Origin of the sequence: Enhydrobacter aerosaccus (assembly GCF_900167455.1) — a bacterium.
Classification (GTDB): domain Bacteria; phylum Pseudomonadota; class Alphaproteobacteria; order Reyranellales; family Reyranellaceae; genus Reyranella; species Reyranella aerosaccus.
Window position 1 is genome coordinate 1501580 of sequence record NZ_FUWJ01000001.1, and the last position, 23980, is coordinate 1525559.

Annotated in this window: 20 protein-coding genes and 1 tRNA gene; 6 read left to right on the forward strand and 15 right to left on the reverse strand. The window is 63.8% G+C overall.

Features of this window, described 5'->3' with window-relative positions; translation table 11 throughout:
- The first annotated feature begins 102 nt into the window (after nucleotides 1-102).
- On the forward strand, nucleotides 103-1398 hold the full coding sequence (locus B5D62_RS07100; protein WP_085933062.1) for an MFS transporter: 1296 nt from the start codon (nucleotides 103-105) through the stop codon (nucleotides 1396-1398).
- 11 nt (nucleotides 1399-1409) lie between these two features.
- Here the strand turns inward: B5D62_RS07100 and B5D62_RS07105 are convergent, their stop codons facing one another.
- Nucleotides 1410-1754 carry a hypothetical protein gene (locus tag B5D62_RS07105; RefSeq protein WP_085933063.1) on the reverse strand — a complete coding sequence of 115 codons (345 nt, stop codon included), beginning with the start codon at nucleotides 1752-1754 and terminating at the stop codon, nucleotides 1410-1412.
- A gap of 245 nt (nucleotides 1755-1999) precedes the next feature.
- On the opposite strand from B5D62_RS07105, the gene B5D62_RS07110 reads away from it, so the two are divergent.
- Together B5D62_RS07110 and B5D62_RS07115 are read left to right on the forward strand one after the other, a co-directional pair.
- Nucleotides 2000-2440 carry a tetratricopeptide repeat protein gene (locus tag B5D62_RS07110; protein WP_231714772.1) on the forward strand — a complete coding sequence of 147 codons (441 nt, stop codon included), beginning with the start codon at nucleotides 2000-2002 and terminating at the stop codon, nucleotides 2438-2440.
- An 11-nt stretch (nucleotides 2441-2451) separates the two neighbouring features.
- On the forward strand, nucleotides 2452-4050 hold the full coding sequence (locus tag B5D62_RS07115; RefSeq protein ID WP_170920813.1) for a FecR family protein: 1599 nt from the start codon (nucleotides 2452-2454) through the stop codon (nucleotides 4048-4050).
- Nucleotides 4051-4104: 54 nt separating this feature from the next.
- Here B5D62_RS07115 and B5D62_RS07120 read toward each other — a convergent pair whose 3' ends face one another.
- The 4 genes from B5D62_RS07120 to B5D62_RS07140 form a co-directional block, all read right to left on the reverse strand.
- A complete protein-coding gene (locus B5D62_RS07120) occupies nucleotides 4105-6531 on the reverse strand; it encodes a mechanosensitive ion channel family protein (RefSeq protein ID WP_085933066.1) in 2427 nt (808 codons plus the stop codon).
- Between the two features lie 173 nt (nucleotides 6532-6704).
- Nucleotides 6705-8204, reverse strand: a complete 1500-nt coding sequence (locus tag B5D62_RS07125) for a glycosyltransferase family 39 protein (RefSeq protein WP_085933067.1) — start codon at nucleotides 8202-8204, stop codon at nucleotides 6705-6707.
- A gap of 250 nt (nucleotides 8205-8454) precedes the next feature.
- Nucleotides 8455-9579 (reverse strand): hypothetical protein, encoded by a 1125-nt coding sequence (locus B5D62_RS07135; protein WP_139373747.1) that lies wholly within the window; start codon nucleotides 9577-9579, stop codon nucleotides 8455-8457.
- Nucleotides 9580-9613: 34 nt separating this feature from the next.
- Complete coding sequence (locus B5D62_RS07140; RefSeq protein WP_085933070.1) at nucleotides 9614-11026, reverse strand: DUF2252 domain-containing protein; 1413 nt, start codon at nucleotides 11024-11026, stop codon at nucleotides 9614-9616.
- A gap of 208 nt (nucleotides 11027-11234) precedes the next feature.
- Between B5D62_RS07140 and B5D62_RS07145 the strand changes: the two genes are divergently transcribed.
- Both B5D62_RS07145 and B5D62_RS07150 read left to right on the forward strand, forming a co-directional pair.
- On the forward strand, nucleotides 11235-12146 hold the full coding sequence (locus B5D62_RS07145) for a bile acid:sodium symporter family protein (protein ID WP_085933071.1): 912 nt from the start codon (nucleotides 11235-11237) through the stop codon (nucleotides 12144-12146).
- The gene (locus B5D62_RS07150) at nucleotides 12143-13420 is read left to right on the forward strand and encodes a DUF2254 domain-containing protein (protein WP_085933072.1); all 1278 of its coding nucleotides are present in this window, start codon (nucleotides 12143-12145) and stop codon (nucleotides 13418-13420) included. Before B5D62_RS07145 ends, B5D62_RS07150 begins: the two co-directional genes overlap by 4 nt.
- Nucleotides 13421-13531: 111 nt before the next feature.
- Here the strand turns inward: B5D62_RS07150 and B5D62_RS07155 are convergent.
- From B5D62_RS07155 to B5D62_RS07185, 7 genes are all read right to left on the reverse strand, one after another.
- A tRNA-Glu gene (locus B5D62_RS07155) sits at nucleotides 13532-13607 on the reverse strand.
- Nucleotides 13608-13687: 80 nt separating this feature from the next.
- Complete coding sequence (gene recJ, locus B5D62_RS07160) at nucleotides 13688-15508, reverse strand: single-stranded-DNA-specific exonuclease RecJ (RefSeq protein WP_085933073.1); 1821 nt, start codon at nucleotides 15506-15508, stop codon at nucleotides 13688-13690.
- A gap of 66 nt (nucleotides 15509-15574) precedes the next feature.
- The gene (locus B5D62_RS07165; RefSeq protein WP_085933074.1) at nucleotides 15575-16087 is read right to left on the reverse strand and encodes a hypothetical protein; all 513 of its coding nucleotides are present in this window, start codon (nucleotides 16085-16087) and stop codon (nucleotides 15575-15577) included.
- Between the two features lie 63 nt (nucleotides 16088-16150).
- Nucleotides 16151-17137, reverse strand: a complete 987-nt coding sequence (gene glpX / locus B5D62_RS07170; protein WP_231714732.1) for a class II fructose-bisphosphatase — start codon at nucleotides 17135-17137, stop codon at nucleotides 16151-16153.
- A gap of 31 nt (nucleotides 17138-17168) precedes the next feature.
- Entirely contained in the window at nucleotides 17169-18461 is a 1293-nt protein-coding gene (locus B5D62_RS07175; RefSeq protein ID WP_085933075.1) for a homoserine dehydrogenase, read from the reverse strand.
- A 25-nt stretch (nucleotides 18462-18486) separates the two neighbouring features.
- Nucleotides 18487-19743 (reverse strand): LL-diaminopimelate aminotransferase, encoded by a 1257-nt coding sequence (locus B5D62_RS07180; RefSeq protein WP_085933076.1) that lies wholly within the window; start codon nucleotides 19741-19743, stop codon nucleotides 18487-18489.
- A gap of 75 nt (nucleotides 19744-19818) precedes the next feature.
- Nucleotides 19819-20331, reverse strand: coding sequence for a hypothetical protein (locus tag B5D62_RS07185; protein ID WP_085933077.1), 513 nt, complete (start codon nucleotides 20329-20331; stop codon nucleotides 19819-19821).
- 302 nt (nucleotides 20332-20633) lie between these two features.
- Here B5D62_RS07185 and B5D62_RS07190 point away from each other — a divergent pair, with 302 nt between their 5' ends.
- A complete protein-coding gene (locus B5D62_RS07190) occupies nucleotides 20634-22376 on the forward strand; it encodes a PHA/PHB synthase family protein (RefSeq protein ID WP_231714733.1) in 1743 nt (580 codons plus the stop codon).
- Nucleotides 22377-22400: 24 nt separating this feature from the next.
- Here the strand turns inward: B5D62_RS07190 and B5D62_RS07195 are convergent, their stop codons facing one another.
- From B5D62_RS07195 to B5D62_RS07205, 3 genes are read right to left on the reverse strand one after another with little or no spacing between them, the layout of a single operon-like run.
- Nucleotides 22401-22763, reverse strand: a complete 363-nt coding sequence (locus B5D62_RS07195; RefSeq protein WP_085933079.1) for a 6-pyruvoyl trahydropterin synthase family protein — start codon at nucleotides 22761-22763, stop codon at nucleotides 22401-22403.
- A gap of 1 nt (nucleotide 22764) precedes the next feature.
- The gene (gene queE, locus B5D62_RS07200; protein ID WP_085933080.1) at nucleotides 22765-23397 is read right to left on the reverse strand and encodes a 7-carboxy-7-deazaguanine synthase; all 633 of its coding nucleotides are present in this window, start codon (nucleotides 23395-23397) and stop codon (nucleotides 22765-22767) included.
- Between the two features lie 15 nt (nucleotides 23398-23412).
- Nucleotides 23413-23952, reverse strand: coding sequence for a gamma carbonic anhydrase family protein (locus B5D62_RS07205; protein ID WP_085933081.1), 540 nt, complete (start codon nucleotides 23950-23952; stop codon nucleotides 23413-23415).
- Nucleotides 23953-23980 lie beyond the last annotated feature (28 nt).

The window sequence follows — 23980 nt, forward strand, 5'->3', positions numbered from 1 at the left end:
CTGCCGTTGCCACGACCGGCCAGCCGTCTGACAATCATCCATATCAGCCCAGCGTTCGGAGTCGCTCCGCGTAAACCTACTGACAACAGGGAGGTTTAGCCGATGTCCGCGTCTGTCGCTTCCAATCCTGCATCGCCTGCGATCCCATGGTGGAAGGAACCAACCAAGGACCAATGGATCGCCTACATCGCCGCCTGGCTTGGTTGGACGCTCGATGCGTTCGACTTCACCATCTTCCTGCTGATCATGCTGCCGATCAGCCAGGAGTTCGGCGTTCCCCTGGCGGCCGTTGCCGCCGTCTTCACCATCACCCTCTGGCTGCGTCTCGCAGGGGCAACCGCCGCCGGCTGGATGGCCGATCGCATGGGCCGCAAGGCGCCATTGATGATCTCCATCCTCTGGTATTCGATCTGCAACTTCATTGCCGGCTTCTCGCCCAGCTTCGCGTTCCTGTTCTTCTTCAGAGCGTTGCTGGGTATCGGCATGGGGGCCGAGTGGCCCGCCGGCGCCGCCCTCGCCATGGAGTCCTGGCCCACCCGCTCCCGTGGATTCATGAGCGGTATCCTGCAGGGGTCGTGGGGACTGGGCTTCGCCCTGTCTGCGGCAGCCTATGGCCTGCTCTACGACCATATCGGTTGGCGCGGCCTGCTCTGGCTCGGCATCCTGCCGGCCCTGGCTGTGGTCTGGATACGCTTCTACGTCAAAGAGCCGCCAGTCTGGGCCGAGAACAAGCGCCTTCAGGCGGAGAAGAACGCCGAGGTCAGACTGCCGCTATTCGCCATCTTCAAGCGCAAGTATCTCTTCAACACGCTGACCGCCTGCCTTTGGATGGGATCCGCGTTTTGCGTCTACTATTCCATCTACGCGCTGTTCTCGACCTATCTGCAAAAGGAACTGAAATGGACCCCGGGAATGGTCGCGGCGCCGATCTTCTGGGCAAATGTCGTCGTCCTGCTGGGCAGCGCCGTCTGGGGCAGTGTCGCCGACAAATGGGGGCGACGTGCCGCCATCATCGTGCCCGCCCTGCTCGCGATCCTGGTGACGCCGATCTACCTTCTCAGTCACGATCCCCTGATCATTATGCTGGGCTTCATCCTGCAGGGCGTGGTCGGCGGATCGATCTACGGACAGAATCCCAGTTACCTGTGCGAGCGCTTCCCGACCGAGGTGCGGGCGACCGCGTCCGGCTTCGTCTATCATCAGGGCGCCATCTGGGGTGGATTGACGGCGCCCATCCTTACTTACTTCGCGATCGACATGAATATGGGCTTCGCCCTTCCCATGATGGTCAGCACGATGGGATTCCTGGCGGTCGTGGCACTTGCCGTCCTGATGGGACCGGAAACCAAGGGTCAGCAGCTTACAGCCAGCCTGATGGTTCATAGCGCAGCCGATTAGGCTGCGCTGGTCTATGCGCCGCAGTGGAAGCGCGTATAGAGGTTCACCTTATCCTCGAGGCGATCCTCAAGAACCTTGTAGGCCTGCCCGCGGCAGGTCCGCGCCATGTATCGCCGCGCCACATTCCAGTCCCGGGTATATTCGCGCTCGGGATCGGGGTAGATGACCAGGGTCGCCCGCACGATCAGCATTCGATATTCATTCTCGATATCTGTGGGGGCGATCCTCACCTCGTAAAGCCGCTCATCGACTCGAACGGTCTCGACAGTTGAATTGTTGAGCGTGCCCTTGCTAGCGCAGGCGCCGACACAGAACAGAGCGCCCCAGATGGCCAAGAAAGACAGAACGCTCTTCATCGATTTGGATCTCCGTATTTTGCTTTTCGATATCTTACGGAATTTGCAGTGATTTTCCGAAAAATGACTGATCTGTCAGATAATGGGACAACCTTGCGGGTTATTTACAAATAACTTGCGCGCACGTTGCGTTAAAGGACCAACCGGAATACTAAATACAGGGTAGCGCGGCGTTGAACTCTCAGGGCCAGCCTCGGATGGGAACGCTCATGCCAAGTTCTTGGCTTTCTTTGCGATTGGTCGCGATGTCGCTCCCCCTCGTTTCAGGGATGGCGATAACGACTCAGGCCGCGCCCAGTTCGACGCAAAGCCAACCGCAGGGCCTGGCATTACCGGCGCGTCCGCCGGCACCGGCGCCCGCTCCCGCCCCGGCGCTCCGCCAGGCCTATGACGCCGCGTTTCAGGAAACCCTGCTCAAGCCGGCCGATGCCGAGGTGCTGACCAGATTTGCAAAGCTCGCCGTACAACTGGGAGACATCGAGGGCGCGATCTCGGCTCTCGAACGCCTGCTTCTGGTCGAGGGCGATCTTCCCGATGTGAAGCTCGAGCTTGGCGTCTTGTACTTCAGATTGGGCTCCACGGAGGCGGCGCGAACCTACCTCCAGGCAGCGCGGTCATCATCGCAAGCGTCGAATGAGGTCAAGGACCGCGCCGACGCCTTCCTCAAAGCCATGGCAAGCCGGTGAGAGCCATGGGCATGGCCTTCCTCGCGGATCGCGGTCGATATCAGCGCCAGGCCCGGCGCTGCGGTGCCTCGCTGCTGTCGATGGCAGCCGCGCTGACGTTCGCCGACATGCCGGCCTTCGCCCGCGTCGGCGTCGCCTCCGTCGTGGAAGGCGAGCCCAAGGGGCAGCCGCCGGCGGCTGCGGAGCGAATCCTGCGTGTGGGCATCGACATGAGTGCCGACGAGAAGGTCACGACCGGGGCCTCCGATCGGGCGCACCTCGTCTTCAACGACGGCACGTCACTGACGATCGGTCCGAGCAGCGTGATCGTGATCGACAAATACGTCTACGATCCGGCCAACAAGACCGGCGAGATGAGCCTCAAGCTGTCACGCGGAACGATGCGCTTCGTCGGCGGCGTCATCAGCAAGAATGCCGAGGTCAAGATCGCCACGCCATCGGCGAGCATGGGCATTCGCGGTGCTATTGCGACCATTGACGTTGCACCTGGCGGGGGAACGGTCGCCGCCTTTCTGTTCGGGGCGTCCTTCTCCATTACCAGCCAAGGCGTCACGCAGACCACGACGCAGCCCGGCACGGAAATGTCGGTCACGCCGGGCCAGCCCCCGACACCGCCTGCTCCCATCCCTCCAGGCTCGCTGACAAACAATATCGCCATGTTCGAACAGGGATCGGGTCCTGGCTCGACAAACGGTGCAGCCCCCACCGGCAATGACCCGTCGCGCGGCCCGGTGGGACGCTCGGCCATTCCAGGCCCGTCCAATAATGGATCGACCCCAAATGCGAGGCCGGGCGCGGCCATTCGCGCGGCGCTCGGCAATGCCGGATTGAGCCAGGTGAATTCGGCGCTGGACCCGAAGACGGCCAGCGCCTCGACGCCGACAGCACAGCAGATCGCCACCATTCTGACGGCCCCCGCTCCACCGGCAGGCACAGACGCTCCGGTCCAGCAGGCAAGTGCCGGTGATCCGTCGAACCAGCAGCCGACAAGCAATGTGGCTGGCCCGCTCAACGGGCAAAGCCCTCTGCAGGGAGCAAGTCCACTGCAGGGTGCGGGGCCGCTCTTGGGAGGAGCGCCGGTGGAAGGCGCCAGCCCGTTGCAGGGAGGCGGTCCCCTGCAAACGGCCGGCCCTCTCCCGGGCGCCGGTGCACTGCTTGGCGCGGGTCCCTTGTTGGGCGAAGGTCCTCTTCAGGGCACCGGACCGCTTCTGGGAGCCGCGCCCCTCCAAGGGGCCGCGCCCCTGATCGCCAACGATGCCCTGTCGACGATCCCGCCGATCATGGTCGTGCCGCAAAGCCCGAATACCGGTCCGTCGCCGATCCAGCTGGCTTCGCTGCCGGCCAGCACGGTGACGGCAACGCCGACGACGCCGCTCGTTCCGATCGGGCCGACATCGGCGCAGGACTCGTCGTCTTCATCGACGTCGACCACGCAATCGAACACCGGAACGGATACCGCGGCGGCCTCTTCTCCTTCCGCCCCGATCTCACCGACATTGCCGCAGCTGGCCTCGTCCGACCTGGCACCCTCGCTCATTCCGCCTGCGGCACCGGCGCCGACCCCAATCAACAACTACGTCAACGTCTGTACGACGCCGAGCTGCAACTGAGCCGCTTTCGAGGCCGGCGAGACAAGTCGGCCGGCCTGCCGATGCGCCCAGGAATCAGCTTGCCGCCACCGACGCGGGAGCCTGAGTCTCCGGCGCTGTCGGTGCGGGTGCAGGCGAGGAAGCAGCGTCGGCACTCGCCCCCGTATGCAGAATCACGGTTGCCCCTTCCTTGGCGAACTCGATGCCGAGTGCCGGCAAGGTATTGAACATCCGCTTCACCGCCTCGCGCTGAATCATGGCGGGATTGCCGGGCCGGGCCGTGAACTTGAAGCGAATCAGCAGGGCATTCTCCACGATATCGGCGACGCCCTGCATCTTGAATGGCGCCAGGATCTCCGATTTGATCTCTGGCACCTCCATCATCTCCTGACCGATCTTCTTGGCCGCCTTGCGCAGCTTCTCGATGTCGGTATCGCGGGCGAAGCGCAGGTTGAATTTCACCGTGATCCAGTCGCGGCTGAAATTGGTGATCTGCCCGAGCTGGCCGAATGGGATGGTATGGACCTGGCCGTTCTGGTGCCGCAGCTTGATCGAGCGCAGCGTGAACCCCTCGACCGTGCCCTTGGCCTTCCCGCAATCGATGTATTCGCCGACCCGGAAGGCATCGTCCGTCAGGTAGAAGATGCCCGAGACGATATCCTTCACCAGCGTCTGGCTGCCGAAGGAAATCGCAATGCCAAAGATCGAGGCACCGGCGATCAACGGCGTGACATCGATGCCGAAATCCTCGAGAGCGATCATGACCGCTAGGAGCACAATCGCAATGGCGACGGCCATCCGCAACAGCGGCATGACGGTGCTGATGCGCGTGGTCGGCGCCGCCGATGCATCGCCATCCGCGATCGCCTGCGCGGCATCCTTCGGCTTGCGCGCCATGTAGGGATCGGTGAAGTACTTGAACAGTTCCCACAGCACGAAGGCCAGGAACAGCGTGACCGCTGCTGTTTGTGATGCGCGCGTGATCTGGTCCCATTGATCGGGGCTTGCAAGCCCCAGCACCTTGACCACCCAGGTCTCCGCGATCGTCACGCCGACACCGATGATGACCGCCACGCGCACGCAACGGGCCACGACATCCGGCAGCTTGGGCGCATTGCTGGCCGGGGTATGGCCAACCAGCTGTGAATCGAGCCGCCGCACAAAGGCTTGCATCAGCGTTTCGAAGATCACCAGGCCAATCACGAGGTTGAGGGTGAGCACCATCGCGCCCCCGACCTTCACCTGCCCCGACAGCGCGCTGTATAGCTGCGTCACGCCCATAATGGCGAAGAACGTACTCGCGACGCCGATCCAGTGCCGGGCAACTGTGCCGGCAAGTGGCGCCGCCAGAGCCAGGCCGGAGAACCATTGCTGGGCGGCTTCCTTAGAGCGAAAAACCAGCCAGAAGAAGCACGCAAGATAGATCGGTACGACGAGGACCTGATAGGCGGCGAACGCCTCTGTGGGTGTCGTCATGGCGATCAGAAGCTGGGCCACGATCCGGCCGAGGATGATCACGAACATCACCGCCGAGATGCGCAGGTACATCGACCGCGCCCCGGCACCCTCGACCGCACAAAGCCGGGCCGTCGGCATGTCCGGCTGCAGGACGATGCGGAACAGCAGCACGTACAGGCGCCATCCGAAAATGCCGTGCAGCACGGCTTGGGCGAGGCGGTCCTGAGGTGCGCTACCTTCGAACCACGTCGCCACCGCCGCTTCGCTGATCAGCCAGACAGCAAGCACGCCGAGCCCGTCGAGCGCCGCCAGCGAGCCAAGACTGATCAGCGATACTAGGCCTCGTTCGGGAGCAGTAGCCGCCGCGAGGTGAGTGCGCGGGCGACGCAACAGCCCACGTAGAATGCTTTCAGCGGCGACGGCGACCAGGCCGATGATCCCCAGCAACAGCAGGAAGTCGAACGGCCCGCGGCCATCCGGCAACTGCTGGTTCAGGATCTTCGGAACCTTTGCAAGGTATTCGCCCAGTATCGGAAAGGCAGATAGCACGGTCCCGGCGCTGTGCAGAAAGAGCGAGATCTCGCTGGGGCCTTCCTTGAGGGGAGTCTTGACCACTTGCGGCTTGGGTGCGGTCGCCCCCTTGCCCGGCTTCGCGGCCGGCTTTGCAGCTGGCGGCGGGGCCGCTTGAACGGCGTGCTCTGGGGCAGACTGAGCCGCCGGGGTAGCGGCGCCTTCAGCCTTCAGCTTCTCGGCCACGGATTTGCTGATCGCATCCACCAGGGCATCGAACTGATCCTGGGTCATGCCGGCTGGCGCCGCAGGAGGCGTCTGGGCCTGCGCCAGGCCCGGTGCCAGAGCGAACAGCGATATCATCAACGCGAGGAGGCGAACGAAGGGCATGATGGTCATTATTCGACCGGCCGCAGCATGTTCCTTGACGTGCATCAAGCCAGAGGCGGGCAGCAGATCGCCACCGAGCGCCCTGACCGCGAGCGTGCGCTTCGAGCCCGTCGCGATCAGACGCGACGCCAAATTGTTGATCATCCCCTGCTCCCCATGCCTCTGGGATATTCTTTCATCCGAAAGGCTAGAAACGGTAATGCCAGAGGCCGAGACCGGAATGAAGGGCTACTTCAAGGTCGACTCGACAATCCTATAGGCCGGCCCAGTGTCCACTTGGGCTCGAGAGCCGGGAACGGAGCTACCCGAGAACGGCCTCAGGGCATCAGCTTCGATTGCCACAAATCGAACCGGTAGCCCTTGTTCGTCAAGGGTGCCCCCAGAACCTTCGGCAAGTCCGCTCCGAAGTCCCGAACCTTGACGTAGTCCGTCATGCCGTCGAATGACGCGCCGTGATCCACGACGACGTACTTGTGCTTTCTCGGGTCGGGCTGTGTCTTCTGCCAGGGTGGGATCGGCTCGAATGCATCCAGGCGTGCCCCGCTCTTGACCACGGCATACCAGGTCGGTGCCGCTCCCCACACCTGGTCTCCCGGCTTCAGGATCTGCGACAACGCCGCAAACTGGCGCCCATAGTCGCGCTCCGGCCCCTGATAGGCATAGGCCAGCAGGCGTGGTCCCAGGGAGATCGCAGCCCCATTGACGAGAAACAAGGCAACACATGAGGCCGCTACAGCCCGCATGACGCGCCCCGACACATGGCGGGAAAGACAGGGATCGATGCCTATCCCCGCCAGGCAAAGCACAAGCGCCAGCGGGTAAAGGATATAGTAGCCGCTGAACGACCCGCCAACGACAAGCGCATTAAGAAGGGCAACCGATCCGGTCAGAACGATCAGCGCCAGAACCTTCGCGCTTCTCCACAGCGAATGCGCCAACAAGCCATAGGTGCCGGCAAGCACAAGCAGGAGGAAGGTCGGCGCTCTTTTAAAAGTGGCAGCATAACGCTGCCCCTCGCCCAGCAAGCGTTGCCACACGCTTTGATGGCTGACGCGGTCCGACAGCAGCGCCGCATATTGCTGCAGGAAGTCATTGGGATACTGCAGGCAATAGAGCAGCCATAGAGCTACCGGCAAAGCGGCGCCGAGGGCATAGGCCAGGAGCAGACCGAGATTTCGTCGGTGGAATATGGCGATGACGATGAAAAGGCCGAACGCCCATGTCACTACCGCGGTGTGAAAGAGGGCTGCGCCACCGACACAAAGCCCCGCGGCGAAGCTCGTCCAGGCTTTACGGAAGCAGTTCTCGTCGAGCGTCCTGAGGAACGCGGCGGTGCCCAGAAACAGGAGAAGCACTGCCCCCGTATCCATGCGGGCATCTTTCGCAGTCACCACCCACGGCGGCATGACGAACAGTGAAAGCGCTGCAACGGCGGCACCGATGCTCCCAGGCTGTATGCTTCGGACCAGCTGAAAAAGTGCCCAGAGAGCCATGCCTCCGAACAGGATGCTGGCCAGCCGTGTCTGCCAGATGCCGAAGCCGAACAGCCAGTAGGACGCCGCCGACGACAGGGCCAGAGCGGGTGGCTGCCAAAGATAATGGTGCTCGAAACCCGGATTCTGACTCAGAACGTCGGCGCGAAATTCCCCCTTAGCGACAAGCTGGAGGCCGGCATCGTTCAGGAAGACGGCATCGTAATTGACCAGCGGGTAGGACTGGATGTCGAAGCTCTGCGCCACAAGGAATGCCAGCATCACCACCGGGCCGAAGAATCGTGCCCACGACGGTGAGCCAGACTTCCCTACTGCTTCCCCCATATCCAGATCCTGAACGAGCTATGCCGGCGCCATCGAGTCGTTGGCGTCGCCCAAGGATAGGCCACGCGCGTGCTTCACCACTATCATGTATTTGCCGAAGAAGACCGTGTCGAAGGCCGGCCGAACGACGGCTGTTCCGGTCTGCTGTCGCCTCGTTTCCCGCTCATCCCGAACGAGCAACTTCGGCCTCCGTGACAACATTGCGCGATTGCCGGGCGCGGCAGGCAAGTTGGGGGGGGAACCCGCGCGATCAATTGGCGGGCACGGTGACCACGGGCGGAGCCGAGCGGACGCCGACGTCGGAGATCGAGAAAAGCAGCATTACGGCACCGAACACCGATTTCGAGCGAAAGTCGCCATCGGCGATCCAGAACCAGTGGCCCTTGTATTGCACGGCCACATAGGCGTCGGCGGCAGGCGCGGTGCCGCTCAGGATGGTCACCAAGGGACGTCCGCTGACGACCGCCGGCTTGTCGCTGCTGGCGCCTGGGGCCGCCCGTCCGGCGGCGATGTCATCAGCCGGCACCTGCGCGAGAACGCCGAGTTCCAGCATGATCTGCAGCATCGAGCGCGTCGTTATCGATATATCGTCCCCTCTTCCGGAATAGCCGCCATAGTGAACGCTATAGCTTGGGCCGCCGGACAGACGCAGAATACGACGTACCTCGGCGATCTTGGCGGCAATGTCGGGCGTCTGATGCGCTGGCGGGAAAGTCACGATGGCCGCCTCGGAGTTGTCCTTCGCCCGCTCGATGCGGACCTGCAGGGCGTTGGCCAGCTGTAGCTCGTAGAGAAGCCGCCCGAGCTGGGCAAACTGCGGATCGGCGGTCCGGGGCATGGCGACGCGCCGCGACTCGTTCGCCAGGCCGTTGATGGAGTCGATGGCGATATCCAGGACCAGGCTCGCCGAATAGCCCGACTGAAGCAGGAACAGCACAGCGCTCGGCGGGATCGGAGCCATCAGCTTCTTGATGAAGTCGGTTCCGGTCAGCGGGGCATACATTATCGTCGGCCGATCGATGTACGTCGCTGCTGCAGCAGCGCTTCCGCCAATGGCGGGCGGCCCTCCGACCGAATTCGAGATGTAGTTCTGGGCTGAAATGCCCGCGCCGACCGTAGTCTGGAGCTGGTAGCCGGCGATGACCTGCCCGACCTCGAGAAAAACCGGAAAATCCGCGTACCGCAGCTTCACGATATTGAGCAATGTCTGCTGTTTCCAGGAATCGCCAATGGCAGCGCCGTAGTCATAGCGGTCGCGGGTGACAGTTCCGGGCCCGATGCTGCTGCAGCTTTCGACGGCCAAGGAGCAGAGAACAGCAGCAAGAACGACAGCAGCGCGGCGTCGTTGCTTTCCAGGCATCAGTCTGGCGCTCATCCGGTCCACGCCGTCCACCTCTACGACATGCTCATCAGGTCTCGATGATGGCGTTGATCCGCCCTTGCCTGATCGCCTTGACGAAGGCGCGGTGATCACGTTGCGCCTGGTCGGCATATTCGGTCGCGAAGTCACCCATCGCATCGTCGAAGATCTCGCTCGAGCCCATGTACCCGGCGATCTGGGCTGCATCGCCCGAGCGCGCATGCGCCCTGGCCAATGCCCAGCCGCAGACCCGGCCGTAGGCCCTCAGATCACCGGCATCGAAATCCTCGATGATCGCGCTGGTCTTCATGTCCCGCATCTGGCGCACATAGTAGTCACGACCATTGGCGCCACGGCCCCAACCAAGGAACAGATCGCTTGCCGATTGCATCAAGCGTTGGCCGACCACGACCCGCTGACCATGATGGGAATGTTCGCTCTTGCCGACATAGGGCTCCAGCACAGACGCGTTAGCCTCCTTGACCTGCAGAAAGATCGGGTCGTCCTCGGACGCCATGAACAGCGCGATCGCGCACTGCGTGCCGACACTGCCGACGCCCACGACCTTCATGGCGAGATCGCAGAAGTGGAAGCGGTCGAAAAGCGTTCGAACGTGCTCGGCCAACGAGTCCCGATAGCTTGCGAATCCTTCCCGGTATTTGGTGTTGAGCCCCGGCGCAATGTCCGCAGTTGGATGGAAGATCAGCGGCGGATCGTCTGCAATCGTCGGCGCCGTCCCGTGATGTTCGACGAATTTGGGGAACAGGAACTCCGGCGTGTTCTTCGCGCGCACCTTTTTGAGGCGCTCTTCCACGCGCTGCCGGGTCTCGTCCGTTTCGATTTCTTTCAGAAATCGATCGACGTCGATGGCGTCGTACCAGACGTCGAGAGCCCGCATCGCCGCATAGTCGGCCATGTGCTCGCGGTAGGAACATGCCGTCGCCACCACCGCACGTGCCGTATCGCTTTCGGGGAGACGAATGTGCCGTCCGGCCAGCACGATACTCGCCACCAGACGTTTGAGATCCCACTCCCAGGGGCCCGGCAGAGTCTCGTCGAAATCGTTGATGTCGAAGATCACGCGCCGTTCGGGCGTGGCGAAGCCGCCGAAATTCGAAAGATGCGCGTCGCCACAGGCTTGCACCCGGATTCCCGAAACCGGCGTCGTCGCCAGATCGGCCGCCATGACCGCCGCCGATCCGCGATAGAACGCGAAGGGCGACTGCATCATGCGGCCAAACCGGATCGGAACGAGATCCGGCAGGCGGTGCAGATTGGATTCTTCGAGAATTTCGATGGGATCGCGACGGTCCTTGGTCGCCTTCCAATGACCATGTGCCTCACGCGGCGCAGCTTCCCGAAGGGCCTTACCTTCCGCCCGCCGCTCATCCGCGGTCCGATACTGAGGCTCGGTCGCTGTCCCCGCATTGCTGCTGTCGCGGTCCGTCGCCACTTGGTTCATCTCTGTTCCCCTTCGGTCGGCATTGAGCGACCTTGAAATCATCAGACCGAAGATTGGGGGTGCATACCTTGATACAGGTCAACGAGATGCGCTCGGCAGGCCAGCGAGACAGATGTTGGCGCTCCGGACGCCATCTGGAGCAGCTGACCGTTGATTTCCGTCAAGTCGCAGAGGCGTAGGACCCGATAGATGATTCAGGGACGGCTCAATGATTGCCGTTCCCGGAGGCTCCTTGGATCAATTGCGGGAATATGCCGCCGCGGCTCTGCCGGCCATCGTCCTGGTCTTCATGGCGGGAAACCTCGCAGCGATAGGCCTTGAACTCGACTTCAAGCGTGCCCTGGCACCCCTGCGCAACCGACGATTTGTGGCCATTGTGCTAGCATGGGACTGGATCCTGTGTCCGGGTGTTGCATGGCTCTTGGCCGAGATCGTCCCAATGATGCGCCCCTATGCCTTGGGGCTAGAACTTATCGGCCTTGCACCTGCCGCGCCGTTTCTCCCGATGATGGTGCGTAGAGCCAATGGAGATCTCGCCTATACCGCGGCGTTCATGCTCATCGCCGCCCTCGGCACGGTTCTCTTCATGCCACTGGCGCTGCCGTTGGTCGCGCCGGGCCTGAAAGTCGGAATATGGCCAGTAGCTCGACCGCTGATTGCGCTCATTCTCCTGCCTCTACTTGCCGGTCTTTCGATCAGAGCCTTGCACTCGATCCTGGCGAAGCGTCTTCAGGTCTATGTCAAACGGGTGGCCGACATTGCCACGCTTGGTCTGCTGGTCGTCATCTGCATTCTCCACTTCGGTGGCTTCGTCCAGGCCATCGGCAGCCTGGCTATCGGGACGCAGTTCCTGTTCGCGATCATCGTGACTGTCGGCTCCTACCTGATGAGTGGAGGCCTCGCTCCTGAGCAACGCAGCGTCGTCTGCCTGGGTGTTTGCACCAGAAATCTGGGCGCGGCGCTTGCTCCCCTCCTCGCAGTGGCTACCGATCCCCGAACCACCGTGATGGTCGCCCTGGGTGTCCCCATCAACCTTATCGTCACATTCGTCGCCGCGCGCTGGCTTGCCCGGCGCAACACGATGGCGAGACCAACGAACAATGGGAAGGAAGTGCCTTGAACTGGAACAAGCAGTACGCGCTGAGAAGCTATCTCCGCTCATCGATGTGGCTTGTGCCCCTGGCCGCGTACGTCGTCTCGCTTGCACTGATACGTGTGCTCGGACGTGTCGACGACTGGCTCGACTGGTCCTGGAACTGGGTGCTGGAAATTCCGGCCGCGCAGTCGGCTCTGGAAGTCTTCATCGCCGCGATGTTGTCGTTCATCGTTTTTACGTTCAGTTCGTTGTTGGTGGCGATCCAGGTCGCCAGCGCCCAGCTGACGCCGCGAATCATTGCCACCACCTTGTTGCGCGACAACACGATCCGCTTTGTCGTGGCGCTTTTCGTCCTGACCCTGGCGTTCAACCTTGGCGTTCTTGCTCGAACGCAGATGAAGATTCCCTATCTGCTGTTCACCATCGCGTTCGTGCTGAGCGGCGCGTCAGTGGCCGCCTTTCTCTACCTGATAGACTACGCAGCCCGGCTGCTGCGTCCCGTCAGTATCGTGTGGCGCCTCGGTGAGGATGGCCTATCCGTTCTGCAGGATGTCTATCCCGTCCGAATCGAGGGAGCGCATCATCCCTCGCCACCAATGCCCCGGCTGGGTCCGGCAGACAGGGAAATCGCCCATCAAGGAAAGTCGGCGATCGTTCTGGCGGTCGATCTCGATACCGTCAGAAAGGAAGCCGAGCGCACCGACGGCGTGATCGAATTCGCCCATCGCGTCGGCGACTTCGTCGCCACGGACGAACCCCTGTTTCTGATGCACGGGGGAGCCATTGCCGCCGACGATCGCCTGCTTCGGTCCGCTGTCGCATTTGGTCCCGAACGAACCATCGAACAGGATGCGACGTTCGCCTTTCGCGTCATTGTCGATATTGCCGTCAAAGCCCTATCGAGCGCGATCAACGATCCAACGACGGCTGTCCTGTCGATTGACCAGTTGCACCGATTGCTGCGAGCCGTGGGTCGGCGTCATCTTCATGACGATATCATACGGAGTGCCGACGGAAAGACGCGCGTCGTTTTCAGGACGCCGAACTGGGAGGATTTCGTGGCTCTATCCTGCCGCGAGATCCGCCTCTATGGCGTCTCGAACTTTCAGGTCGCTCGCCGGCTGAGAGCGATGCTGGAGAACCTCCTGCGCACCCTGCCCGAGGCCCGGCTTCCGGCCTTGCGCGAGGAACTGGAACTGCTCGACCAGGCGCTGGACCGGTTGGCCATGCTGCCGCAGGACCTCGCCCTGGCGCGCACGGCCGATTTGCAGGGGCTGGGCGCCGCACTCCGTACCTGACGCTTGTGCCGGCTTGCCGCGATTCAGGCCCTATCCAGGTGTCGCAATTCATCCCGCCTTGGACACCAATAGGCTCCAAGTGGAGAGGGCTGGTCATTCACGAGCAGAGAATGGCGTCCCCAAGGGGATTCGAACCCCTGTTACCGCCGTGAAAGGGCGATGTCCTAGGCCTCTAGACGATGGGGACGAGGCGCAAGAGCGGTGCATGTAACGGTCCACGGTCGGCAAATCAAGCAGGAGAAATGGGGCCGTCTCCCTGGCCTGCCCCTAGAGGTGGACCGACCCGGAGGCCGAAGCGGCGTCATCGATCTGGAGACGCACGCTCGCCCTGCCGTTATAGCGGTCGACCCGCAGGGCGCCGGCCACATGCAGGATGGGCTTGGTGCGGTCCAGCAAAGCGGCACCCAGCGGCGTCTGGCCGGCACGAAAGGCGATCGCCTCGATCCGGCTCCGATCCTGGCCGACCAAGGTGCAGCGTATATGCGCTTCCCCGACCGGCTGGGCGTAATCGACACGGACGCCCGTCAGGGCGAAGCGCGGGAGCGCATTACCGGCACCGAAGGGACCGGCCCGTTCGATCATGGCGACGAGGTCCTGGGTGGCTGCCGCCGGCGCCAGGGCCGCGTCGATCCCCAGCTCCCGCATGGGTGGCGCTGCGCCAAGTTGGGGGCCGACCCGCTCGTCGAGGAACTTGGCCAGGGCCGTCAACTGGTCGCGGGCCACTGTCAGGCCCGCCGCCATGGCGTGTCCGCCGCCGTTGATCAGCAGCCCGTGCTGCCGGGCAGCAATCACCGCCGCGCCGAGGTCGACGCCGCGCACCGAGCGACCCGAGCCCTTCCCGAGGTCGCCATCCATGCCGATGACGAAGGCTGGTCGTCCGTAACGCTCGACCAGGCGGCTGGCGACGATGCCGATCACGCCGACATGCCACCCCTCGCTCTCGACCAGCAGAGCGGACGGCAGCCCCTGGCGATCGGGGCCGTAAGTGCCTTCGATCCGCTCGATAGCCTGGTCCAGCACCTGGCGCTCGATGGCCCGCCGCTCGGCATTCAGTTCATCCAACCGCAGCGCCAGGGCCGCCACCTCGTGCGGATCGTCGCTCGACAGCAGCCGCGCTCCGAGATCGGCCTGTCCCACGCGACCACCGGCATTGACGCGCGGTCCCAGCATGAACCCAAGATGATAGGCGCCCGGAGGTTCGCGCAGACGGGCCACGTCGGCGAGCGCAGCCAAGCCCGCATTGCTTCGGTCCGCCATGACCCGCAGGCCCTGCCGCACCAGGGCGCGGTTCAGTCCCGTCAACGGCACCACATCGGCCACCGTTCCGAGGGCCACAAGGTCAAGCCATTGGCGCAAATCGGGCTCCGGGCGGTCGGCGCCATACCAGCCTGCCTCGCGCAGGGCCCGGTTCACGCCGACGGCCAGAAGAAAGGCGACTCCTACCGCTGCGAGTTGCTTGTGGGGACTTTGCTCGTCGATTCGATTTGGGTCCACCACGGCGACGGCGGGCGGCAACGCGATCTCGGCCTGATGATGATCGATCACGATCATGTCGAGGCCCAGGCGCTTCGCCTCGGCCAGCGGATCATGGGCCGTGACGCCGCAATCGACGGTGACGACCACGGCGGCGCCGGCCTCCTTGAGCTTGGTCAGGGCCGCACTGTTGGGGCCATACCCTTCCCGCACGCGATCGGGAATGTAGAAGCCGATGTTGGCGCCGACCGCGCGGAAGAAGCGAAGCAGAAGCGCCGACGAGGTCGCGCCGTCGACATCGTAGTCGCCGAACACGACGACGCGCTCGCCGGTGCGCACGGCCCGGACCAGGCGCGCCACGGCAGCATCCATGTCCTTGAGATGCAGCGGGTCGGGCAGGAACTTGCGCAGCGTCGGCTCGAGAAAGTCGGGAACTCCCTCCAGATCGACAGAACGAGCGGCCAACAAACGACAGACCGCGTCGGGCAGGCCGTGACGTTGCGCCATCGCGAGGGCGAGCCGTTCGTCGGCGAGACGCTCCGCCCAGCGGCGCCCCGTCAGGGAGCGTTCGACACCGAGAAACGCCGCCCGGGCCACGCGGATATCGGAAGACATTCGCTCTCTATATCGGATTTCCCTGGGGACGGGGGAATTGCAGCGTCTCGTGCAGTCCGGCGGCGTTTACCATTTCCATTCGAACGGCCACAGCCGCAGCACCGCCACATTGATGCGCGTAGCGGCGACACCGCCAATCTGCAGCGTCAACGGCTCGCTCTTGACCTCGACCTGCACGCTCAAGCGGGTCCCGGGGCAGTCCGTGGCGCGATCTGCCGCGAGTATCGGCAAGCGCTTGCCGTCCTGGACCGCGTCGATCCAGGCTTCTTCCGACAGGACGATGCGATAGCGGCCAGCGGGGATATTCTCCAACGTGACGATGCCGCCCTGGCCACCGTCGCTCCCACGCTCCGGAGCCGCGAGGTAGATGACGTCGGAAACCGGCCGCAGGCGCAGGCCGAAGACGCCTTCCTTCGGCAGCGACTGGGCACTATCGACAACGGGAATATAGGCCGAGAACGGGTCGGGCGCGCGCGCCACCGCCCATGGCACCAGCCCGCACGCATCCTGCGCCGCCGCCGGCAATGCCGTCAGCGACAGGACAGCCGCAAGGAGGAAAGCCGCTCCCTTCTTTCCCATTCGACGCGCGGACCTCACGACCCGCCTCTCAGGCGGCTCCGTGCCGCCACCGATCAAGAATGGCTAAGCCCAGCTCGGCAGGCCAGTCTTGATCGAGAAATTGTGATGCGCCGACACCCACCGCACGGTTCCGGTCTTGGAGCGCATGACGATCGAATGGGTCTCCGCGCCGTTGCCGAAGCGGCGGACGCCCTTCAGCATCGAGCCGGATGTCACGCCAGTGGCCGCGAACATGACGTCGCCCTTGGCCATGTCGGTCATCGAGTACTTGCGGTTGAGATCGGTGATGCCCCACTTGCGGGCACGCGCCTTCTCGTCGTCGTTGCGGAAGAGGAGCCGACCCTGGATCTGGCCGCCGATGCAGCGCAGCGCCGCCGCCGCCAGTACGCCTTCCGGTGCGCCGCCGGAGCCGATGTAGATATCGATGCCCGAATCACCCGTCGACGTCGCGATCACGCCGGAAACGTCGCCATCGCCGATCAGCATGATGCGGGCACCCGCCTCGCGGACCTTGGCGATCAGTTCGGCATGGCGCGGGCGATCGAGGATGCAGACGACGAGATCGTCGATCTCCACCTTCTTGGCCTTGGCGAGATCCTTGAGATTCTGTTCCGGTGTCTTGTCCAGGTCGACGATGCCTTCGGGCAGGCCGCCGCCGACGGCGATCTTGTCCATGTAGACGTCAGGAGCGTTGAGGAAGCCGCCATGCTCGGCCATCGCCATGACCGCCAGCGCATTGGGCAGTCCCTTGGCCGTGATGGTCGTACCTTCCAGTGGATCCAGCGCGATGTCGATCTTGGGACCGCTACCCGTGCCGACCTTTTCGCCGATATAGAGCATCGGCGCTTCGTCGCGTTCGCCTTCGCCGATCACGACCGTGCCGTCGATGTTCAACGAGTTCAGAGTCGTGCGCATGGCGTCCACGGCCGCCTGGTCGGCCTTCTTCTCGTCGCCGCGGCCCATGAGCTTGGACGCCGCGAGCGCCGCCGCTTCCGTCACACGCACTGCCTCCAAGGCCAGGTTGCGGTCCATCTTGCCAATATCCGCCATCGTTTCCTCCGTCGGTTTCCCGGAACGCCACCTAGAACGTTTCGATCCTGATCAGGCAGGGCTCTGCCGCCACCGCCCGCAACTTGGCGATGCGCGCCACCGCACGCTGCATCGCCGCCTCTTCCGTCTCGTGCGTGGTCAGCACGACGGGTACCTCGCCCGATTGCGACCGGCCGCGTTGCAACATCGATTCCACCGAGATGCGCTCCTTGGCCAGCACACCCGAGATCGCCGCGATCACGCCTGGCCGATCCTGCACCATCAGGCGCATATAGTAGGCTCCGACATGGCGGCCGATCGGGGCCACCTTCTTCGCCGCCAACTGGGCCGCCGGCACGACGAAGGCCGGCATGTCGCGCCCGCGCGCCACATCGACCAGGTCAGCGACCACGGCCGAGGCGGTCGGTCCCTGCCCGGCGCCGCGTCCCTGGAACATCGTGGTACCGACGAAATCGCCCTCGACCACCACGGCATTGAACACGCCTTCGATGTGGGCGATCGGCGCTTCGAGCGGCACCATGCAGGGATGGACGCGCTGTTCGATGCCGTACCGCGTCTCGCGCGCCAGGCCCAGGAGCTTGATGCGATAGCCCAGCTCCTCGGCGAACTGGATATCCATCGAGGTGACGCGCCGGATGCCCTCGACATGGACGCCTTCGAAGTTGACCTGGCAGCCGAAGGCGGCGCCGGTCAGGACCGCGAGCTTGTGCGCCGCGTCGATACCGTCGACGTCGAAGCTGGGATCGGCCTCGGCGTAGCCCGCCGCCTGCGCCTCGGCCAGCACAACATCGAAGTCGCGTCCGGTCTCGCGCATGGTCGTAAGGATATAGTTACACGTGCCGTTCAGGATGCCGTACAGGCGGCTGACCTTGTTGCCGACCAGGCCTTCCCGCAGCGCCTTGATAATGGGAATGCCGCCGGCGACCGCGGCCTCGAAGGCGAGAATGCGGCCCTTCTTCTCCGACAGTTCCGCGAGCTCGGTGCCGTGCATGGCCAGCAACGCCTTGTTGGCGGTGACGACGTGCTTGCCCGATGCCAGCGCCTTGCGCACCAGCTGCCGCGCAATACCGCCGGAGCCGCCGATAAGCTCGATCACGACATCGAGGTCCGAGGCTTCCGCCAGCGCCAGCGGATCCTTCTCCCAGCGCACGCCGCGCAGGTCGATATCGCGCTTCTTGGCCTTGCTGCGCGCGCTGACGGCCACGAGCTTGAGCGGCCGACCGCCGCGCAGGGATAAAAGCCGGCCATGCTCGGCCAGCAACTTGACGACGCCTGCGCCCACTGTGCCGAGGCCGGCGATGCCGATTCTGAGGGGTGGTTTCATAGCTGCCTGATACGACAGGAGGAGATCAGGCGCGAGCCTTCAACGGCGTGATATTGTCCCCAACACCGCGCAGATAGAGATCGATCGCCCGGGACGGATCGGCCATTACCTGCCGAATGTTGCGTATTGCCTGCCGGATCCGATGCTTGTTCTCGACCAGGGCGATGCGCACGTGTGCGTCGCCATGCTCGCCGAAGCCGATACCGGGTGACACCGCGACATTGGCCTGTGTCAGCATCAGCTTCGAGAAGGCCAGCGAGCCCAGCTCGGCGAAGGGCTTGGGAATCGGCGCCCAGGCGAACATGCTGGCGGACGGCGACGGCAGGTCCCATCCGGCCGTCCTCAGCCCCTCGATCATGACGTCGCGCCGCTCCTTGTAGGTGTTGCGCGCCTCAACGATGCAATCCTGCGGGCCATTCAGGGCGGCCGTGGCCGCCACCTGGATCGGTGTGAAGGCACCGTAATCGAGGTACGACTTGATGCGCGTGAGCGCATGGATGAGCGTCTTGTTGCCGGCCGCGAAACCGATGCGCCAGCCCGCCATCGAGTAGGTCTTGCTCATGGAGGTGAATTCGACCGCGATATCTCGTGCACCCGGCACCTGCAGCACCGACGGCGGCGGCACGCCCTCGAAGTAGATCTCCGCATAGGCGAGATCGGACAGGATCCAGATGTTCTGGCGTTTGCAGAAATCGACGATCGCCGCATAGAAATCGAGATCGACGACCTGTGCCGTGGGGTTGGACGGATAATTCAGCACCAGCGCGATCGGCTTGGGCACCGTGTGGCGGACAGCGCGCTCGAGCGCCGGCAAGAACTCTTCGAGTGAAGTGCTTCCGGGAACCGGGATGTGCCGCACCGACCCGCCGGCAATGATGAAGCCGTAGGGATGGATGGGATAGCTGGGATTCGGCACCAGCACGATGTCGCCCGGTGAAGTGATCGCCTGGGCGAGGTTGGCCAGCCCCTCCTTCGAGCCGAGCGTGACGATGATCTCGCTCTCGGGGTCGAGATCGACATTGAAGCGGCGCTGGTAATAGGCCGCCTGCGCCTTGCGGAGGCCAGGAATGCCGCGCGAGGCCGAGTAGCCGTGAGCGCGCGGATTGGCGGCGGCCTCGGCCAGCTTGGCGACGATGTGCGGCGCGGTGGGGAGATCCGGATTGCCCATGCCAAGGTCGATCACGTCCTGTCCGGCGGCTCGGGCGCGCGCCTTCATCGCATTCACTTCCGCGAATACGTAGGGCGGTAGGCGCTTGAGTCGATGGAATTCCGAATCGTCCATGTGCTTCTTCCCTTGGGCCTCGATGGCCGGCAGCCGGTGCGTCTAGAGCGTCGTCCCGCACCGATTTTAGCAAACTCAGGTACCGGCCGGCTTGGCGTCAGCAGGCGGACCCGCGGGCGCATTGTCGCCGGCAGGCGGCGCCATCGGAGTCCCGGTGACCGAGCCGCGAGGCGGCGCGACCGGCTGCGTCGGTGGCTCGCCAGGCTTGTCGCCCGACGTATTGGCCGACTTCGCCCGGTCTTGGGCCGCGCGCTCGCTGGCCGCGCGCTCGCTGGCCGCGCGATCCTGCTCGTCGCGAGCCCGTTCCTCCTTGTCCAGCTTCTCCTTCTGGGCCTTCTGGCCCCCGGTGGCCGCCACGACCGAGCCGATCTGCCTGGTCTCGCGGGTCTCGTCGACCGGCACGACAGGTGGGCCGTACTGCTGGTTGGTCGGCGGCGGCGGCAAGGTCGAACTGACCGGCACGTCTTTTTCCGCTCCCGGCCGCAGCTTCATCATGTCCGCAGGGGTGCTGCTGCCGAACCAATCGCAGCCCGACAGGAGAGCGAGCGACGCCATGCCCACGACGGCATAAAGGCAGCCACGACCCATCCTGTTCCTCGAAATCCGCATTGTCCTCACCTGCTGAACCTGCCCGCGCTGTTTACCGAAGGTCGCGCCAAAGTTTGACCCGTGAGTTGTCGCAGCCTACCTACTGGCTGAAAGATGGTCTTGGCAGCCCGGGCGAGCCCGCACAAGTTATAGTATCGGGATGGCACGACTATCGCAAGAAACGCTACAAAGGCGATGATCTAGAAGAGGAAACGCGCATGTCTGACAGCTCGGCGTCAACCGCTCCTGCCAGCGCCCCCGCGGGTCTATCCGCGGCCGAATCCGAGAAATTGCAGGCTGCTTTGAAGGACATAGCCGAACGCAGCCAGAAGCTGCTGAAGGACTTCGTGGACCGCTACGCGGCCGAAGGCCCGCAGCCGGCCGACCCGTTACGGCTGACCCAGACTTTCATGGATTTTACAGCCAAGATGCTGGCTGATCCCAACAAGCTCGTGCAGGCCCAGATCGAGCTGTGGCAGCAGTATATGCAGCTCTGGCAGATCACCGCCCAGCGCATGATGGGCCAGCCGGTCCAGCCGATGGCCGAGCCGGCGAAAGGCGACCGGCGGTTCAACGACCCGGCCTGGAAGGACGCTGTGGTCTTCGACTACATCAAGCAGTCATACCTGCTGACGGCCCGCTGGCTTCAGGGCACGGTCAAGGAAGTTGAAGGCATCGACGAGAAGACGGCGCAGAAGGTCGATTTCTACACGCGCCAGTTCATCGACGCGATGTCGCCGAGCAATTTTGCCCTGACCAATCCCCAGGTCGTGACCGCCACGATCAACAGCAAGGGCGAGAATCTCATCAAGGGCCTGCAGAATCTGCTGACCGACCTGGAACGCGGCAAGGGCAGGCTGGCCATCCGTCAGACCGACATGAAGGCGTTCCGGGTCGGCGGGAATGTCGCCACCTCCCCCGGCAAGGTCGTCTTCCAGAACAAGCTGATGCAGCTGATCCAGTACGCACCGCGGACCGAAGAGGTCTACGCGATGCCGCTGCTGATCGTGCCGCCCTGGATCAACAAGTTCTACATCCTCGATCTCAAGCCCGAGAACTCGTTCATCAAATGGGCGACTGAGCACGGCTACACGGTGTTCGTCATTTCCTGGGTCAATCCCGACGAGGAGCTGAGCAAGCTCGGCTTCGAGGATTACATGAAGCTCGGGCCGCTCGCCGCCCTCGAGGCGATCGAGAAGGCCACCGGCGAGCGCCAGGTCTCGGCGATCGGCTATTGCATCGGCGGCACCCTGATGGCCGCCACGCTGGCCTATATGGCGGCGCGCGGCGACAACCGCATCGCTGCCTGCACCTTCTTCACCGCGCAAGTCGATTTCACGGAGCCCGGCGAGCTCGGCGTCTTCATCGACGAGGATCAGCTCGCCGGCGTCGAGGAGATCATGGGCAAGAAGGGCTATCTCGACGGCACCGAGATGGCGACAACCTTCAACATGTTGCGCGCCAACGATCTCATCTGGTCGTTCGTCGTGAACAACTATCTGATGGGCAAGGATCCCTTCCCGTTCGATCTGCTGTTCTGGAACACCGACGCCACGCGCATGCCGGCGGCGGTGCACAGCTACTACCTGCGCAACATGTATCAGAACAACCTGCTGGCGAAGCCCGGAGGCCTGATCATCGACAACGTGCCGATCGACCTGCGCAAGGTCTCGATCCCGATCTACCTCCAGGCCGGCAAGGAGGACCATATCGCGCCAGCCAAGTCGGTCTACAAGGCAACCCAGCTCTATTCCGGTCCGGTGCGCTTCATGCTGGCTGGCTCGGGTCATATTGCGGGCGTCGTGAACCCGCCGCACGCCAAGAAGTACCAGCACTGGCTGAACGAGACCGCGAAGAACCCTCCGACCCTCGAGGAATGGCGGGCCGGCGCGACGGAATATCCAGGCTCGTGGTGGAACGACTGGGACAAGTGGCTGTCGGAGAAGTCCGGCGCCAAGGTGCCCGCTCGAATTCCCGGCGCCGGCGGCCTGCCCGCGATCGAGGATGCGCCGGGTTCCTATGTGAAGGTGCGTCTGATCGACTGAGCGGCCTCGCGTGACACCGCCCTGCTATGGGCCGCGATAGGTCACCGACTCGTCGTTGCTGTCGCGATAGACGGTGACCTTCACCAGGCCCTTTGTCGCCGGGGCGAGTCGGCGCCAGATCCAGGCGGCAAGATTTTCCATCGTCGCCGGTCCGAGATCGGGAACATCGTCCAGCATGTGATGGTCGAGGCCGTCCCGGGCCTGGGCAAGCGTGCGTTCGAGCAACCCGAAATCGACCACCATGCCGGTCTCGGGATCCGGTTCGCCGCGCAGCGTCACTTCCGCCCGGTACGAATGGCCGTGAATGCGCTTGCTCGACTCGGCGTCGATGCTGCGCTTGAGCGTGTGCGCAGCGTCGAAACGGAAGGACTTGGTGAGTTCCCACATGTCAACGAATGCCAAGATGCTTGTGCGTCTGCGTGCTGAGCTGCCATTGCGGATGGGCAAGGCAATAGGCGATGGCCCGAGCGGTGTTCGCCGCCACCTCCGGACCATCCATCGGCTGCAGGGAGAAGCGACGGAAGTCGAGGCTGGCGAAGGTTTCAGGCCCGAGGTGCGCCTGCGGATAGACGAGCTTCAGTTCGTGTCCGCTCGTCACCTTCAGCGCCTCCGTGGTCTTGGGGCTGACACAGACCCAATCGATACCGTCCGGCGGTTCCACCGTCCCATTGGTCTCGACGGCGATCTCGAATCCGCGCGCATGGAGTGCTTCGATCAGCGGCGCGTCGACCTGGAGCAGCGGCTCGCCGCCAGTCAGGACCACGAACCGATGCGGCCGTTCCCCACCCCAGGCCTGCTCGATCGCATCGGCCAGGGCATCGGCCGTGGCGTAGCGGCCGCCCAGCGTGCCGTCCATGCCGACGAAATCCGTGTCGCAGAACCGGCACTGGGCTTCGGCACGATCTTCCTCGCGGCCAGACCACAGGTTGCAGCCGGAAAAGCGGCAGAACACCGCCGCCCGGCCAGCCTGGGCGCCCTCGCCCTGCAGCGTCTTGAAGATCTCCTTGATCGCGTAACTCATGGCTCGTCTTGGTGGCTACTCCGCCGCCTTCAGCTTGCCGCCGTCACGATAGGCGTTGGCCAACGTCACATAGTGCGCGGCAGCGCGTTTGAAACCTTCGATGTCCTGTTCCGTGAGATCGCGCATTTTCACCGCCGGGTTGCCGGCCCACAACTCGCCCCTGCGCACGACCTTGCGCGGCGGAACGACCGCACCGGCGGCCACCATGGCGCCCGATTCCACCACCGCATTGTCCAGAACCGTGGAATGCATGCCGATGAAGGCGTCGTCCTGCACCTCGCAGGCATGCAGCAGGGCCAGATGCCCGACCGTGACATTCCGGCCGACCACGGTACCGCGACCGCGAGCCGTGACATGGATGACCGTGCCATCTTGGATGTTGGAGTTGTCGCCGATCTTGATGCCCGGACCATCTCCCCGCAGCACGGCACCGAACCAGATGCCGCAATGCGCGCCGATCTCGACCTCGCCGATCAGGGTCGCATTGGGTGCGATGAAGGCGGTGCTGTCGATCTTGGGAACGAAGCCGTTGAACGGAACGATGAGGCCCGACATGTCCTTTCCTCCACAAAAACGAAGGGCG